The organism is Pseudomonas knackmussii B13 (assembly GCF_000689415.1).
GTDB lineage: Bacteria > Pseudomonadota > Gammaproteobacteria > Pseudomonadales > Pseudomonadaceae > Pseudomonas > Pseudomonas knackmussii.
Genome location: NZ_HG322950.1, coordinates 506,131 through 522,382, shown reverse-complemented (window position 1 = coordinate 522,382; position 16,252 = coordinate 506,131). Strand labels below are relative to the sequence as shown.

Here is a 16,252-nt window from a genome sequence, read left to right as displayed (position 1 = left end):
TAAAAATCCACTAGTTCGACCCATTTGCAATTCTGACGAATGGGCGTCAAGCCCAGTATTTACGGGGCTTTGAGGCGCATCTGCGACATCTTCGAAAGTGCAGGACTGCTACACTGCGCGGCCAAACGCCTGTCGGGTTTTTCTTACGTGACCTCCACCGCCTTCTCCAGCCTGCCGCTTTCCGCCGATCTCCTGGCCAATCTCGATGCCCTGGGCTATCGCGAGATGACGCCGATCCAGGCGGCCAGCCTGCCGATCATCCTCAAGGGGCGCGACCTGATCGCCCAGGCCAAGACCGGCAGCGGTAAGACCGCGGCCTTCGGCATCGGCCTGCTCAGCCCGCTCAACCCGCGCTACTTCGGTTGCCAGGCGCTGGTGCTGTGCCCGACCCGCGAGCTTGCCGACCAGGTGGCCAAGGAGATTCGTCGACTGGCCCGCGCCGCGGACAACATCAAGGTGCTGACGCTCTGCGGCGGCGTGCCCTTCGGCCCGCAGATCGGCTCGCTGGAGCACGGCGCGCATGTGGTGGTCGGCACGCCCGGACGCATCCAGGAGCACCTGCGCAAGGGCACCCTGAAGCTCGACGGCCTGAACACCCTGGTCCTCGATGAAGCGGACCGCATGCTCGACATGGGCTTCTACGACAGCATCGCCGACATCATCGGCCAGCTCCCGGCGCGCCGGCAGAGCCTGCTGTTCTCGGCCACCTACCCGGACGGGATCGAGCAGTTGGCGGCGAAGTTCCTCAACAAACCGGAACGCGTCGAGGTCGAGTCGCTGCACGATCACAGCCAGATCGAACAGCACTTCTTCGAGATCGACCCGCGCCAGCGACTGGATGCCACGGTGCGCCTGCTGCAGCACTTCCGCCCGCAATCGGCAGTCGCCTTCTGCCACACCCGCCAGCAATGCCAGGAACTGGCCGCGGCACTCGAAGCGCAGAAGATCTCCGCCCTGGCGCTGCACGGCGAGCTCGAACAGCGCGAGCGCGACCAGGTGCTGGCGATGTTCGCCAACCGCAGCTGCAGCGTGCTGGTAGCCACCGACGTCGCCGCCCGCGGCCTGGATATCGAGGCGCTGGAAGCGGTGATCAACGTCGAGCTGTCGCGCGACCCGCAGGTCCACGTGCATCGCATCGGCCGTAGCGGCCGCGCCGGCGAGAAAGGCCTGGCGCTGTCCCTGGTGGCGCCGGCCGAGGCCTCGCGCGCCCAGGCCATCGAGGAGTTGCAGGGCGCCCCGCTGAACTGGGAGCGCATCGACTTCCTGCGCGCCAATTCCGCACCGCTGCTGCCGCCCATGACCACCCTGAACATCGCCGGCGGCCGCAAGGACAAGCTGCGCCCCGGCGACATCCTCGGCGCCCTCACCGGCGACGCCGGGTTGCCCGGCAGCGCGGTGGGCAAGATCGCCATCTTCGACTTCCAGGCCTACGTCGCCGTGCAGCGCGACCAGGCGAAGGCGGCCCTGCAGCGCCTGCAGCAAGGCAAGATCAAGGGGCGTTCGTTCAAGGTGCGCATCCTCTGATCCCAGTCGTAGGAGAGAGCTTGCTCGCGAACCCAAGCCACGCGCCTGGAGGTTCGCCAGCAAGCTCGCTCCTACATAAGCCCCCATCGATAGCCGCGCCCCAGGCGATCCGCTAGTCTCACCCCCGAGACACCCGGACGTCCCTGACTCACATGCCCTCCTCCTCCCTGCTCGAAACCCTGCGGCGCCTTTGGGCGCTGGACAAGTTCGCCTACAGCCTGCGGGTGTTCATCGCCCTCGCCGGGGCCATGGGCGCTTGTTGGCTGCTCGGCCAGACCGCACTGGTCATCCCACTGTTCCTCGGCATCATCGCCAGCGCGCTGGCGGAAACCGACGATCATTGGCTGGGCCGCTTGCAGGCGCTGCTGGTGACTCTGGTCTGCTTCCTGATCGCCTCGCTGGCGGTGGAGCTGCTCTTCCCCTATCCCTGGCTGTTCGTCACGGGGCTGGCGCTGTCGGCCTTCGGCATGACCCTGCTGGGTGCGCTCGGCGAACGCTACGCAGCCATCGCTTCAGCCACGCTGATCCTGTCGATCTACACCATGATCGGCGTCGACCAGCGTGGTGGCGCGCCGGGTGACCTGTGGCGGGAGCCGCTGCTGCTGGTCGGTGGCGCCGCCTGGTACGGCCTGCTCTCGGTGCTGTGGAATGCGCTGTTCGCCAACCAGCCGGTGCAGCAGATGCTGGCGCGGCTGTACTTCGAGCTGGGCGAATACCTGAAGATCAAGTCGACCCTCTTCGAGCCGCTGCGCCAGCTCGATGTCGAAGGCCGCCGGCTGGCCCTGGCGCGACAGAACGGCAAGCTCGTGGTGGCGCTGAACCAGGCCAAGGAAACCATTCTCGCGCGCCTCAGCCACGGCCGTCCGGGGCCGAAGCTGAGCCGCTACCTGAAGCTCTATTTCATCGCCCAGGACGTCCACGAGCGCGCCAGCTCCTCGCACTATCCGTACAACCGCCTGGCCGAAGCCTTCTTCCACAGCGACGTGATGTTCCGTTGCCAGCGCCTGCTCAACCAGCAGGGCAAGGCGTGCCAGGCGCTGTCACGCGCCATCCGCCTGCGCCAGCCATTCGACTACAACGACAGCGAACTGGCCCTGGCCGATCTCCAGGCGTCGCTGGAATACCTGCGCCAACAGGGCAACCCCGCCTGGCGCACTCTGCTGCGCTCGCTCGCGGCGCTGGCCGGCAACCTGGCCAGCCTGGACCAGAAGCTCAGCGGCGCGAGCAACCCCGACGCCCTCGCCGAAGAACAGGACAGCACCCTGCTGGACCGCTCGCCGCGCTCGCTGCGCGACGCCTTCGAGCGCATTCGCCTGCAACTCACGCCGACCTCGCTGCTGTTCCGCCATGCCCTGCGCCTCGGGCTGACGCTGACCGCCGGCTACGCCGTGCTGCACCTGATCCACCCGACCCAGGGTTACTGGATCCTGCTGACCACGGTGTTCGTCTGCCAGCCCAACTACGGCGCCACGCGCATCCGCCTGGTGCAGCGGATCCTCGGCACCCTGATCGGCCTGGTGGCCGGCTGGGCACTGATCGACCTGTTCCCCGGCGCGCCGGTGCAGTCGCTGCTCGCCGTGGTTGCCGGGGTAGTCTTCTTCGCCACGCGTAGCACGCGCTACACCCTGGCCACCGCAGCCATCACGCTGATGGTGCTGCTGTGCTTCAACCAGGTCGGCAACGGCTACGGGCTGATCCTGCCGCGCCTGTTCGACACCCTGGTCGGCGCCTGCATCGCCGGCCTCGCGGTGTTCCTGGTGCTGCCCGACTGGCAGGGCCGGCGCCTGCACAGCCTGGTTGGCAACACCCTCGCCTGCAACGGCCGCTACCTGCGCGAAATTCTCCAGCAGTACGCCAACGGCAAGCGCGACGACCTCGCCTACCGCACGGCGCGGCGCAATGCCCACAACGCCGACGCGACGCTCTCCACGACCCTGTCGAACATGCTCATGGAGCCGGGGCATTTCCGGAAGGACGCGGAGATCGGCTTCCGCTTCCTGGTGCTCTCGCACACCCTGCTCAGCTACCTCTCGGCCCTCGGTGCGCACCGCGATCGGCTGCCCGAGTCGCCAGCCAACGAACTGATCAGCGAGGCCGCCGAACAGTTGGGCACCAGCCTGGAGATCATCGCCAGCAGCCTCGCCGAACGCCGCCCGGTGGCGATCCACAGCGATGCCGAGGAAGCCCTGGCCAAGCGCCTGGAACAGGTGCCGGACGAGCTGGAAGACCCGCAGCGGCTGGTGCAGACCCAGCTGGGGCTGATCTGCCGCGAACTGGCGCCGCTGCGCAGCCTGGCCGCGCATCTGCTGAAGAAGGAAATCGGCAGCGAGCAGGAAGACGCCGCCTGAGGATTGCTCAGGGCAGGTGGACGTTCATGAAGGCGTCGTAGCTGCCGTCGGCGCGCATCTTCGCCAGTTCGCGGTTGAAGTCTTCGACTATCTTCGCGTGGTCCGGGTTCTTGCGGCTGACCAGGATGTACAGCGGGTTCTCGCTCAGCGGCCGCGGGACGAACTCCAGCTTGTCGCGGATATCGCGCAGCTCATGGTCCAGCTGGTAGCTCGCGGTCAGCTCGTCTTCCAGGGTCAGTTCGACGCGGCCGGCGGCGACCATCATGGCGGCATTGGCGAAGTTGAGCACCGGCACCTTGCGCAGGCGCTTGTCGTCGTTGAAGGCCGGCGAATAGGCGTAGCCGCGGACCACGGCGAAACGGTAGGGATAGAGGTCGGCAAGGCGCTCGTAGGCGATGGGTGCGCCCTTGCGCTTGATCAGGCGCAGGTTGTTGACCAGGTAGGGCTGCGAGTAGTGGCCGTACTTCTCGCGCTCGGTGTTGTACCAGGCATCCACCAGCACGTCGTACTCGCCGTTCTGCACGCCATAGAGCGCGCGCGGCCAGGGCACTTCGCTGTATTCGATGGAGTAGCCGGCGCGGGTCAGCACGCTGCTGACCAGGTGCACCGCCAGCCCGCCGCCAGGCATCTTCGCATCGGTATAGGGCGGCCAGCGGTCGGAAACCAGGCGCAAAGGCTCATCGGCCATCGCCAACAAAGGCAGACACAGCACGAACCCCAGGACGCGCAGCAGCATACTTCTCCTCATGCCGGTACCCCCGCCACAACCGGGGCGAACACGGAACGCTCCGGGCGCACGCGGCCCCTGATGGACAGGGGGCATCGGAACAGGCGCTGTCTGGCGATCCCTAAAGCGTGTGATTGTAGGTGAGTTTGCTGCGCACTGGAGCCCATCTTCGGCAGTCGAGGTGTGAACGGGCGCGCGCTTCCGCCCCCCGCTCGGCCGCCGCCAGGCTCACTCGCCGCCGCGCCTGCTCCCCGGCTCCAGCAGCCCCTTGAGCAGTTCGATGGGCATCGGGAAGACGATGGTGGAGTTCTTGTCGCCGGCGATGCTGCCCAGGGTCTGCATATAGCGCAGCTGCATCGCGCCGGGCTGGCGGGAGAGCATCTCGGCGGCCTGCATCAGCTTCTCCGACGCTTGCAGCTCGCCTTCGGCGTGGATCACCTTGGCCCGCCGCTCGCGCTCAGCCTCGGCCTGCCGGGCAATGGCGCGGACCATCGACTCGTTGAGGTCGACGTGCTTGATCTCGACGTTGGCCACCTTGATGCCCCAGGCGTCGGTCTGCGCGTCCAGCACCTTCTGGATGTCCAGGTTCAGCCGCTCGCGCTCGGCCAGCATCTCGTCCAGTTCATGTTTGCCGAGCACCGCGCGCAGGGTGGTCTGCGCCAGTTGGCTGGTGGCGGCGAGGAAGTTCTCGACCTGGATGATCGCCTTCTGCGGATCGAGCACGCGGAAGTACACCACCGCGTTGACCTTCACCGAAACGTTGTCGCGGGAGATCACGTCCTGCGGCGGCACGTCGAGCACCACGGTGCGCAGGTCCACCCGGACCATCTGCTGCACCACCGGGATCAGCAGCACCAGCCCCGGACCCTTGACCTTCCAGAAGCGGCCGAGCTGGAACACGACCGCACGCTCGTATTCGCGCAGGATGCGCAGCGAGCTGAACGCCAGCATCAGCACCAGGAACAGCGCCACCAGCAGCCCATAGGGAATGCCCATCAGTCACCTCCGGTTTCGTCGTCGGCCGCCACATCCAGGCGCAGCCCGTCGCGCGCCAGTACCCGTACCCGCTGGCCCGCATGCAGGGCCTGCGTCGAGCGCACCTGCCACTGCTCGCCTTGCAGCTGCACCCAGCCGGCGTGCGCGTCGTCACCCGCCACCTCGCCGATGATCGCCCGGCTGCCGACCAGCCCCGCCGCGCCGCTGACCACCTGGCGCCGGCGGCTCTTCAGCGCCACGCCGAGGATGCCGAAGATGAACAGCGCACTGACCGTGGCCACGCCGACGATCAGTCCGAGCGGGATGCCGAAGCCTGGTGCATCGGTGTCGAGCAGGATCAGCCCGCCGATCACGAAGGCCACGACACCGCCGATACCCAGGCTGCCGTAGCTGGGCAGGAAGGCTTCGGCGGCCATGAAGGCCAGGCCGAGGAGGATCAGCGCCACTCCCGCGAAATTCACCGGCAGCAACTGCAAGGCATAGAGGCCGAGCAACAGGCAGATCCCGCCGAGTACGCCGGGCAGGGCCAGGCCAGGGTTGGCGAATTCGAAGATCAGCCCGTAGACGCCGATCATCATCAGGATCAGCGCCACGCTGGGATCGGTGATCACCGCCAGCAGGCGGGTGCGCCAGTCGGCGCTGCGTTCGACCCAGCCAACGCCGGCGCTGTGCAGCGTCACGCTTTGCCCGGCCAGTTGCACCTTGCGACCATCCACCGCCTGTAGCAGCGCGCCCAGGTCGTCCGCCTGCAGGTCGATGACCTTCTGTTTCAGCGCCTCGCCGGAAGACAGGCTGACCGCCTCGCGCACCGCCCGCTCGGCCCAGTCGGCATTGCGTCCGCGCAGTTGCGCCAGGCCACGGATGTACGCCGAGGCATCGTTGATCTGCTTGCGCTTGAGGGTGTCTTCCTCACTCGCCGCTTTCTTCTGCTTGTCGCCGGGTTCCTGCGGCGCACCAGGCATGCCGCCGATATTGATCGGCGTGGCCGCGCCCAGGTTGGTCCCCGGCGCCATGGCCGCAATGTGGCAGGCATAGAGGATGTAGGTGCCAGCACTTGCCGCTCGCGCACCGCCGGGGGCGACGTAGCCGATCACCGCGACCGGGCTGACCAGGATCGCCTTCACGATGTCGCGCATCGAGGTGTCCAGACCGCCCGGAGTGTCCATGCGCAGGATAACCGCCGGTGCGCCCTCATCCGCCGCTCGCTGCAGGCCGCGCACTACATAGTCGGAAGTCGCCGGGCCTATGGCGCCGTCCACCGTCAGCACCACTGCCGGCTGGGCCGCCAGGGTTCCGCCCGCCAGCAAGAGCAGCAGGAACAGAGCGCAATGGCGAATCAGCGTGGACATGGCACGCCTCCGCAGTCAGGCCGATGCGGCGTCGAACCCTCAGGAAACGCGGCGCCTTCCTAAAGCATAGTCCCCCGGACTCCCTCGCTTGCACGGGCGCAGAAACGAAAAACCCCGCCGAAGCGCGGGGTTTTTCGTCAGCAGGCCGGGATCAGCCCTTGAACACGTCTTCCACCGATTGCAGCGGATAGTGTTTCGGGTAGGGCAGAGTCGCCACGCCGGTCTCGATGGCGGCCTTGGCCACGGCATCGGAAACCACGGTGATCAGGCGCTTGTCCATCGGCTTCGGAATGATGTACTCGCGGCCGAACTCCAGCGAGGTCACGCCGTAGGCATCGCACACGTCCTTCGGTACCGGCTCCTTGGCCAGGTCACGCAGGGCCAGGGCGGCAGCGATCTTCATTTCTTCGTTGATGCGGGTGGCGCGCACGTCCAGGGCACCGCGGAAGATGAAGGGGAAGCCAAGCACGTTGTTCACCTGGTTCGGGTAGTCCGAACGACCGGTGGCCATGATCACGTCGCTGCGGGTGGAGTGGGCCAGCTCCGGCTTGATCTCCGGATCCGGGTTGGAGCAGGCGAAGACGATCGGGTTCGGCGCCATGCGCTTGAGATCGTCGGCGCTCAGCAGGTTGGCACCGGACAGGCCGACGAACACGTCGGCGCCTTCCAGGGCGTCAGCCAGGGTGCGCTTGTCGGTCTCGGTGGCGAACACCGCCTTGTACTGGTTCAGGTCGGTACGGCCGGCGTGGATCACGCCCTGGCGGTCGATCATGTAGATGTTCTCGACCTTGGCACCCATGCTCACCAGCAGCTTCATGCAGGAGATGGCGGCAGCGCCGGCGCCCAGGCAGACGATCTTCGCGGTCTCCAGGTTCTTGCCGGCGATTTCCAGGGCGTTGAGCATGCCGGCAGCGGTGACGATCGCGGTGCCGTGCTGGTCATCGTGGAAGACCGGGATGTCGCACTGCTCGATCAGCGCGCGCTCGATCTCGAAGCACTCCGGCGCCTTGATATCTTCCAGGTTGATGCCGCCGAAGGTGATGGAGATGCGCTTGACGGTATCGATGAAGGCCTGCGGGCTCTCGGCGTCGACTTCGATGTCGAACACGTCGACACCGGCGAAGCGCTTGAACAGCACGCCCTTGCCTTCCATGACCGGCTTGGAGGCCAGCGGGCCGAGGTTGCCCAGGCCGAGGATGGCGGTACCGTCGGAGATCACGGCGACCAGGTTGCCCTTGCCGGTGTACTTGTAGGCCAGTTCGGCGTCACGGGCGATCTCGCGCACAGGCTCGGCCACGCCCGGGCTGTAGGCCAGCGACAGGTCGCGGGCGGTGGAGGTCGGCTTGGTCAGCTCGACGCTCAGTTTTCCGGGGCGGGGTTGCGCGTGATATTCGAGGGCAGCGGTCTTGAGATCAGACATTTTGGGCACTTCCGCTTTATTGCTTGTTGGACAGACGGGCGACCGAGCATACGCGGGAAGATAGCGCCTGCCAAGATCGCTGCAGGCCCCTGGTGTCAATGCTCCTAACGTACGATCTTCAGCCAGTCGCCGGGTTTTGGCTGACCAGATGGATACAAATCGTTGAGCAATCGTATACGAGAAATCGCGTCAGATTCCGGCCCGTTTTCACCCTTTGCCAGCTGTTCCACGCTTTGTCCCGACGACACCTTCACCAGTTGCAGGCGACGCGCCTCGGCGAGCTTGCGTTCGTCGGCGCGCAGCGGGCGGAAACTGTTGATCACGCTGAGGAACTCGCTGTCGCGGGTTTCCAGCGAGCCGTTGCTCTTGATCACGCCGATGAACAGGTAGGCGGCCTTGTCCAGGTAGATCACCGCCACGCGCCGGGCCGGCGTGCCCGGCACCACGCCGGTGGCGCCCTGGATGCCGGCCTGCTTCAGTTCCTGCTCCTCGGCCAGGCGGCCGCCAGCGCCCTTGCGCAAATATTCCAGGGGGGTGAGCTGCCCTTCGCGCGGCACCAGTTTCATGCCGATGTAGGCCTGCTGGTCCTTGGGAAAGCCGATCAGTGCACTGGGCTGGTTGAGCATGCCCCAGCCTTGCGGGAAGGTCAGGGTGAAGCCCAGTTCGCCGTGGTAGAAGCTCTGCCCGTGGCGGATGCCAGCGTCGGCCGAGTCGCCGAAGGTCAGGCCGTTGATGGCCTGCAGGTAGCGGTCGCGGGCGACTTCCTGCTGCCCGGTGGCCAGCGCCTGGGCCGGGCCGAGGACTTCCTGCAGGCGCCGGTCGTTGTCCGGGTGGGTGTCGAACAGCCCGTGGTAGCCAACCGGTTGCACCGCATCGCCGTTGCGCTGCGCCACCTTGCGGGCGAAGTCTTCCTGGTTCTTCAGCACCCGCACCACCTGGATCATGGCCTTGGGATCGTAGCCGGCGCGGGCCAGGTACTTGGCGCCGAGGCCGTCGGCCTGCAGCTCCATGTCGCGGCCGTAGCCACGCACCACGGCGGTGCCGAGGACGTTGGTGAGGTCGCCCGCGGCGCTGACGCCGGTGCCGATCGCAACAGCCGCGCCGAGCACGTTCCAGGCGCTGGCCTGGCTCTGCTGGCGAACGCTGTGGCGGGCGGTGACGTGGCCGATCTCGTGACCCAGCACAGCGGCCAGCTCGGCCTCGGAATTGAGGTAGGCCATCAGCCCGCGATGGATATAGATGTAGCCGCCAGGCAGGGCGAAGGCGTTGATATCCGCCGAGTCGACGACAGTGAAGTGGTACTGCAGGTTGGGCCGGTCGCCGACCCGCGCGACGCGCTCGCCGACCTGCTGCACGTAGGCCTGGAGCTTCTCGTCGGGGTAACGCGGGTACTCCTTGGCGGCCTGCTGGCTGGCCTGGCGGCCGAGGGCCAGCTCGTCCTGCTCGCTCATGGTGACGAAGTCGGTTTCGCCGGTCGCCGGGTTGACCGCACAGCCCCCCAGCACGCCGCTCAGCGCGAACAGACAGGTCAGCAACAGCATCCTTGGCGAAATCATGGCATCAGCTCCAGCATGGCCGAGTCGGTGATGGGCAGCATCCAGCGTGCCTGCCCAGGTTTCACGCCGCCTTTCGCGGCTCGGTCGATCACCCAGCCGCGCGCTTCCAGCATGCGCCCGGGCAGGTTATCCAGTGTGCGCTTATCGAACGATTTCAGCAGGTCTGGCCCGATGCGCAACACCAGCGGGCCATCCAGTTCGATCCACAGTCCGCCGCGGTTGCGCTGCACCTCGGCAACTCGTCCGCGGATTACGGCGAAACCGCTCTCATGCAGTCCCTGCGCATCCTGCACCGGCGAACGCTTCCAGAGTCCCCGACCGGCCTCGCGGGCTTCGCGTTCGGCGGCTTTCTGGCAAGCGGTCAGCTCGGTGTTGGGCGCGATCGCCACCTGGTAGCCCAAACCCTCGACCAGCAGTTGCGCCTCGATGTTGTTGCCCTGGCGGTCGTAGAGATGAGCCAGGGTGCGACCGTAGCGATCCTTCGGCTGGCGGCCAGGTTGCAACGACAGCTCGCCATGGTTCTCCGCCACTAAAGCCTGCAGGCGCTGCCGCGCGGCTTCGGCGAAGGGTTCGGTCGTGCGGCCGTTGTGGGCCAGTTCGGGCGCGTTTACCCCGATCAGGCGCACATTGCGGCCATCGGCGAGCTTCAGGGTGTCGCCGTCGACCACCCTTGCGACCTGCACGTGCTCCGCCGATGTCGACGCCGGGCAAGCGGCCAGCACCGGCCCGCCCAGGCAAATCGCAAGCACAAAAAAAGCGCCCCGTAGGGGCGCCTTTTTCAGGATATCGGGAAAGGCCATCGGGGCTTTTCCGGAAATCGCTCTTACTTCTTGCCACCGAACATGGCGAAGCGCTGGTTGAAGCGGTCGATACGGCCGCCGGTATCAACGACTTTCTGCTTGCCGGTGTAGAACGGGTGGCACTCGGAGCACACGTCCAGGTGGATGCCTTTGCACAGGGTCGAACGGGTTTTGATCACGTTGCCGCAGCTGCAGGTGGCTTCGATTTCTTCGTACGCGGGATGGATTTCCGGTTTCATGATGTCTTCCTCTGGTTGGTGTGCCGCCACCCAGTCTCTGTCAGAAGCCGAGCCACGGTCGTCGAGGACCGCAGGCGGGATCTATTTACCGGGCACCGCACGCAAATTAAGGGCGTGGATCATACCAGAGCGTTTTTCCAACGCAAGTCGCGCCTTCGACCGACCGTCGCCACGCCCATGCTAAGATCGCCGCCTCCCGATGCCCCGGAAAGCCCCAGCGTGCCCCAAGCCAGCATCCTGCGCCTCGCCCTGCCCTCGCCGCTGCGCCGCCTGTTCGACTACCTGCCGCCGCGCGGGGTCGACGCGCAGCGCCTGCCATTGGGCGTACGCCTGCGCGTGCCCTTCGGCCGCCGCGAGATCGTCGGCGTGCTGGTGGAGCACGCGGAAACCTCCGAGGTGCCCGAGGGCAAACTGCGCCCGGCGCTGGAAGTGCTCGACCGCGAGCCACCGCTGCCGCCCCACCTGCTGGAGCTCTGCCGCTGGACCTCGCAGTACTACCAGCACAGCTTCGGCGACACCCTGTCCTGGGCGCTGCCGAACCTGCTGCGCCAGGGCGAGCCCGCCGAAGCGCGGGTGCAGCGCTTCTGGCTCGCCGCCCCCGGCGCCAAGCTCGACGACCCGCGGCTGACCCGCGCACCGCGCCAGCGCCAGGCCCTGCAGACGCTGCAACAGCACCCGCACGGCGTGCTGCACGAACTGCTCGGCCAGCTTGGTATCAATAAGGACAGCCTCGACCTGCTGGTGGAAAAAGGCCTCGCCAGCCAGGAAAGCCGCCACCACGCGCCCGTCGAACACCACGGCGGCTGGCTGGCGCAGGCCGAACTGCCGCTCAACGCCGAACAGCGCGCCGCCTGCGAAGCGGTGCGCGCCGGCTTCGGCAGCTTCCACAGCTACCTGCTGGCGGGGGTCACCGGTAGCGGCAAGACCGAGGTCTACCTGCAGCTGATCCGCGAGACCCTGGAGGCCGGCAAGCAGGCGCTGGTATTGATCCCGGAGATCAACCTCGGCCCGCAGACCCTGAGTCGCTTCGAGCGCCGCTTCAACGCCCGCATCGCCCTGCTGCACTCGGCGCTGACCGACCGCGAGCGGCTGGACGCCTGGCTGGCCGCCCGCGACGGCGACGCGGACATCGTCATCGGCACCCGTTCGGCGCTGTTCACCCCGCTGAAGAATCCAGGGCTGATCATCATCGACGAGGAGCACGACGCTTCCTATAAACAGCAGGAAGGCCTGCGCTACCACGCCCGCGACCTGGCCCTGGTGCGGGCGCGCATGGAGCGCACGCCCATCCTGCTCGGCTCGGCCACGCCCTCGCTGGAAAGCCTGCACAACGCCGCCAGCGGCCGCTACGGCTTGCTACGCCTGACCCAGCGCGCCGGCGGCGCGCAGGCGCCGAAGTTCCAGCGCCTGGACGTGAAGAGCCTGCCGCTGGACGCAGGCCTGTCGATGCCGCTGCAACGGGCCATCGGCGAAACCCTCGGCGCCGGCCAGCAGGTACTGGTCTACCTGAACCGCCGCGGCTTCGCCCCGACCCTGCTGTGCCACGACTGCGGCTGGATCAGCAAATGCCCGCGCTGCGATGCGCGCATGACCCTGCACCAGGGCTCCGGCGAGCTGCGCTGCCACCACTGCGACCACCGCGAGCGCCCCCCGCGCAAATGCCCGGACTGCGGCAAGCTCGACCTGCGCCCGGTCGGCGCCGGCACCGAGCGCGCCGAGGAGCGCCTGCGCATCCTCTTCCCGAACTACCCGGTGCTGCGCATCGACCGCGACAGCACCTCGCGCAAGCACGCCATGCGCGACCTCTTCGCGACCATCAATAAAGGCGAGCCGTGCATCCTCGTCGGCACGCAGATGCTCGCCAAGGGGCACCACTTCCCGCGGGTGACGCTGGTGGCGATCCTCGACGCCGACGGCGGGCTGTTCTCCGCCGACTTCCGCGCCAGCGAACGCATGGCCCAGCAGATCGTCCAGGTCGCCGGCCGCGCCGGCCGCGCCGAGGAGCCCGGACGCGTGCTGATCCAGACCCACCTGGCCGAGCATCCGCTGCTGGTGCAGCTCACCGAGCAGGGTTACTTCGCCTTCGCCGAACAGGCACTGTCCGAACGCCGCGCCGCCGGCCTGCCGCCCTTCTGCCACATGGCGCTGCTGCGCGCAGAGGCACACAAGCCGGGCCAGGCCGAGGGCTTCCTCGACGAAGCCTGCGCCGAAGCCGAACACCTGCAGGCGCAGCTGGGCAGCGACGTGGAGCTGCTAGGCCCGGTGCCGGCGCCCATGGAACGCCGCGCCGGCCGCTTCCGCGCGCAGTTGCTGCTGATGAGCACGGCCCGCGCGCCGCTGCATCGCCTGCTGACGCCCTGGCTGCAAGTGCTCGAAGGCATGCCGAGCGGGCGCCAGGTGCGCTGGTCGCTCGACGTCGACCCTATCGACCTCTTCTGATCGTCCAATTCCCGTCCGACCTGGCCGAGGTCAAGGCGAAGCCGGCGGCTTGCTTGTAGCTTTTCCTTCGGACACCGATAATGCGCGGTTCTGAGCCAGATATGCGGTCGCCGCCCCGAGTCGCGCGCGAGCACGGAGAAAATCATGAAAGACACCATCCGCCAGCTGATCCAGCACGCCCTCGCCAGCCTCGTCGAGGACGGCACCCTGCCGGCCGGCCTGACGCCCGACATCCAGGTCGAGACCACCAAGGACCGCAGCCACGGCGACTACGCCAGCAACATCGCGATGATGCTGGCCAAGCCCGCCGGCATGAAGCCGCGCGACCTGGCGACCCAGCTGGTCGCCGCCCTGCCGGCCAACCCGCAGGTGGCCAAGGTCGACATCGCCGGCCCCGGCTTCCTCAACTTCTTCCAGGACCAGGCATGGCTGGCCTCCAGCCTCGACGCCGCCTTGTCTGACGCGCACCTGGGCGTGCACAAGGCCGGCGCCACGCAGCGCGTAGTCGTCGACCTGTCCTCGCCGAACCTGGCCAAGGAAATGCACGTCGGCCACCTGCGCTCGACCATCATCGGCGACGCCGTAGCCCGCGTACTGGAGTTCCTCGGCGACACCGTGATCCGGCAGAACCACGTCGGCGACTGGGGCACCCAGTTCGGCATGCTGCTGGCTTACCTGGAAGAGCAGCCGGTCGACGCCCAGGCCGAGTTGCACGACCTGGAAGTCTTCTACCGCGCCGCCAAGAAGCGCTTCGACGAATCCGAAGCCTTCGCCAACCGCGCCCGCGAGCTGGTGGTCAAGCTGCAGGCCGGCGACCCCGAATGCCTGCGCCTGTGGACCCGCTTCAACGAGATTTCCCTGTCGCACTGCCAGAAGGTCTACGACCAGCTCGGCGTGAAGCTGACCATGGCCGACGTGATGGGCGAGAGCGCCTACAACGACGACCTGGCCAACGTGGTCGAGGCACTCAAGGCCAAGGGCCTGCTCACCGAGGACGACGGCGCCCTCTGCGTCTTCCTCGAAGAATTCAAGAACGCCGAAGGCAACCCGCTGCCGGTGATCGTGCAGAAGGCCGGAGGCGGCTACCTCTACGCCACCACCGACCTGGCCGCCATGCGCTACCGGCACAACAAGCTGCACGCCGACCGCGTGCTGTATTTCGTCGACCAGCGCCAGGCCCTGCACTTCCAGCAGGTCTTCGAAGTGGCCCGCCGCGCCGGCTTCGTCCCGGCCAGCATGGAACTGGAGCACATGGGCTTCGGCACCATGAACGGCGCGGACGGCAAGCCGTTCAAGACCCGCGACGGCGGCACCGTGAAGCTGATCGACCTGCTCAACGAGGCCGAAGAGCGCGCCTACACCCTGGTCAAGGCGAAGAACCCCGAACTGGCCGACGACGAGCTGCGCCAGATCGCCCATGCCGTGGGCATCGGCGCGGTGAAGTACGCCGACCTGTCCAAGCACCGCACCAGCGACTACAGCTTCAACTTCGAGCAGATGCTCAGCTTCGAAGGCAACACCGCGCCCTACCTGCTGTACGCCTACACCCGCGTGGCCAGCGTTTTCCGCAAGCTGGGCAAGGGCTACGACGAAGTCGCCGGCAAGATCGTCCTGGAAGCGCCGCAGGAGCAGGCCCTGGCCGCCCAGCTGGCGCAGTTCGGCGACCTGCTGAACAATGTCGCGCTCAAGGGCGTACCGCATATCCTCTGCGCCTATCTGTACGAACTGGCCGGTCTGTTCTCCAGCTTCTACGAGCACTGCCCGATCCTCGCCGCAGAAACCCCCGAGCAGCAGGAAAGCCGTCTGAAGCTGGCCGCCCTCACCGGCCGCACCCTCAAGCAGGGCCTGGAACTGCTGGGCCTGGAAACCCTCGAGCGCATGTAACTGCCCATGGCGAAGAAGAAACCCGCACCCAAGCGCGGCGCCAGCCGCTACCAGGCTCCGGCCAAGAAGAGCTCGATGCCCGGCTGGGTCTGGCTGGTCGCCGGCCTGGCCATCGGCGGCTTCATCATGTTCCTGATGAAGCTGGAACCGGGCCGCAACGAGGTGCGCCGGGAGAAACCCGAGCAGCAGAAGCCGGGCGTCGCACAGGGTGCCAAGCCTGGCACCCCGGCGCAGCCACCCTCGGCCATCGCGGTGAAGCCGAAGTACGACTTCTACACCCTGCTGCCGGGCTCGGAAGTGGTGGTGCCGCCGGAATCCGTCCCGGAGAAACCGCAGACGCCGCCGGCGAATCAGCAGACGCCGACCGTGGTCAGCACCCCGGAAGACGCCGCGAAGATCGACGCCAACCGAGCGCAGGCTGCGCTCAACGGGCAGACTCCGCCGCCGCCGGCAATCGTCCGCCCGGCCACGCCAACGACGAGCGCTGCGACTACCGCAACCACTCCGGGTGCAACCGCTACGCAGCAGCAGAAGCAGCAGCCGGCGAATACGGCAAAAGCCGCCGCCACGCCCGCGAGCAAGCCGATCGCCCCGCCGTCGGTCGCCGCCACCCAGTACTACCTGCAGGCCGGCTCGTTCCGTAAGCAGGCCGACGCCGACCGCGTGCGCGCCCAGGTCATCCTTCTTGGCCAGGCCGCTCGCGTGGAGTCCGGCGCGGTCAAGGACGAAACCTGGTACCGCGTGATGGTCGGCCCGTACAGCGACCGCGCGCAGGTGTCGGCGGCGCAGAAGCAGCTCTCCGCCAACGGCTTCAGCAACGTGCTGTTACAGCAGCGCCAGACCCGCTAAGGGCGCGGCCTGCAGCCATTCCTGGCAAAGACCGTCTGGCGCCCTGCCGGACGGTCGCCTGTCGGCCTGGGTTGAAGGCCGCATCCTTCATCCCCATATGACTCCGCATTCGGGCAAATCT

The 16,252-nt window shown here is 67.2% G+C and carries 12 protein-coding genes; 5 read left to right on the top strand and 7 right to left on the bottom strand.

Annotation, left to right across the window (positions count from 1 at the left end; genetic code table 11):
- Window positions 1–147: 147 nt before the first annotated feature.
- Together dbpA and yccS are read left to right on the top strand one after the other, a co-directional pair.
- Window positions 148–1,524, top strand: a complete 1,377-nt coding sequence (gene dbpA, locus PKB_RS02380) for an ATP-dependent RNA helicase DbpA (RefSeq protein WP_043256830.1) — start codon at window positions 148–150, stop codon at window positions 1,522–1,524.
- Window positions 1,525–1,676: 152 nt separating this feature from the next.
- On the top strand, window positions 1,677–3,872 hold the full coding sequence (gene yccS / locus PKB_RS02375) for a YccS family putative transporter (RefSeq protein WP_043248723.1): 2,196 nt from the start codon (window positions 1,677–1,679) through the stop codon (window positions 3,870–3,872).
- Window positions 3,873–3,879: 7 nt separating this feature from the next.
- Here the strand turns inward: yccS and PKB_RS02370 are convergent, their stop codons facing one another.
- The 7 genes from PKB_RS02370 to rpmE form a co-directional block, all read right to left on the bottom strand.
- A complete protein-coding gene (locus tag PKB_RS02370) occupies window positions 3,880–4,608 on the bottom strand; it encodes a substrate-binding periplasmic protein (RefSeq protein ID WP_043248722.1) in 729 nt (242 codons plus the stop codon).
- 219 nt (window positions 4,609–4,827) lie between these two features.
- Window positions 4,828–5,598 carry a slipin family protein gene (locus PKB_RS02365; protein ID WP_156957978.1) on the bottom strand — a complete coding sequence of 257 codons (771 nt, stop codon included), beginning with the start codon at window positions 5,596–5,598 and terminating at the stop codon, window positions 4,828–4,830.
- Window positions 5,595–6,944 carry an NfeD family protein gene (locus PKB_RS02360; RefSeq protein WP_043248717.1) on the bottom strand — a complete coding sequence of 450 codons (1,350 nt, stop codon included), beginning with the start codon at window positions 6,942–6,944 and terminating at the stop codon, window positions 5,595–5,597. Before PKB_RS02360 ends, PKB_RS02365 begins: the two co-directional genes overlap by 4 nt.
- A gap of 151 nt (window positions 6,945–7,095) precedes the next feature.
- A complete protein-coding gene (locus tag PKB_RS02355) occupies window positions 7,096–8,364 on the bottom strand; it encodes a malic enzyme-like NAD(P)-binding protein (protein ID WP_043248715.1) in 1,269 nt (422 codons plus the stop codon).
- A 104-nt stretch (window positions 8,365–8,468) separates the two neighbouring features.
- Window positions 8,469–9,920 (bottom strand): M48 family metalloprotease, encoded by a 1,452-nt coding sequence (locus PKB_RS02350; protein ID WP_043248713.1) that lies wholly within the window; start codon window positions 9,918–9,920, stop codon window positions 8,469–8,471.
- A complete protein-coding gene (locus tag PKB_RS02345; protein ID WP_052355150.1) occupies window positions 9,917–10,720 on the bottom strand; it encodes a thermonuclease family protein in 804 nt (267 codons plus the stop codon). The genes PKB_RS02350 and PKB_RS02345 overlap by 4 nt, the downstream gene beginning before the upstream one ends.
- 23 nt (window positions 10,721–10,743) lie before the next feature.
- Window positions 10,744–10,959, bottom strand: coding sequence for a 50S ribosomal protein L31 (rpmE, locus tag PKB_RS02340; RefSeq protein ID WP_009615432.1), 216 nt, complete (start codon window positions 10,957–10,959; stop codon window positions 10,744–10,746).
- Window positions 10,960–11,178: 219 nt separating this feature from the next.
- On the opposite strand from rpmE, the gene PKB_RS02335 reads away from it, so the two are divergent.
- The 3 genes from PKB_RS02335 to PKB_RS02325 all read left to right on the top strand — a co-directional run bounded on the left by PKB_RS02335 (window position 11,179) and on the right by PKB_RS02325 (window position 16,131).
- On the top strand, window positions 11,179–13,398 hold the full coding sequence (locus PKB_RS02335; protein ID WP_043248711.1) for a primosomal protein N': 2,220 nt from the start codon (window positions 11,179–11,181) through the stop codon (window positions 13,396–13,398).
- A 144-nt stretch (window positions 13,399–13,542) separates the two neighbouring features.
- Entirely contained in the window at window positions 13,543–15,282 is a 1,740-nt protein-coding gene (gene argS, locus PKB_RS02330; RefSeq protein WP_043248709.1) for an arginine--tRNA ligase, read from the top strand.
- A 6-nt stretch (window positions 15,283–15,288) separates the two neighbouring features.
- Window positions 15,289–16,131 (top strand): SPOR domain-containing protein, encoded by an 843-nt coding sequence (locus PKB_RS02325; protein ID WP_043248707.1) that lies wholly within the window; start codon window positions 15,289–15,291, stop codon window positions 16,129–16,131.
- The last annotated feature ends 121 nt before the right edge of the window (window positions 16,132–16,252 follow it).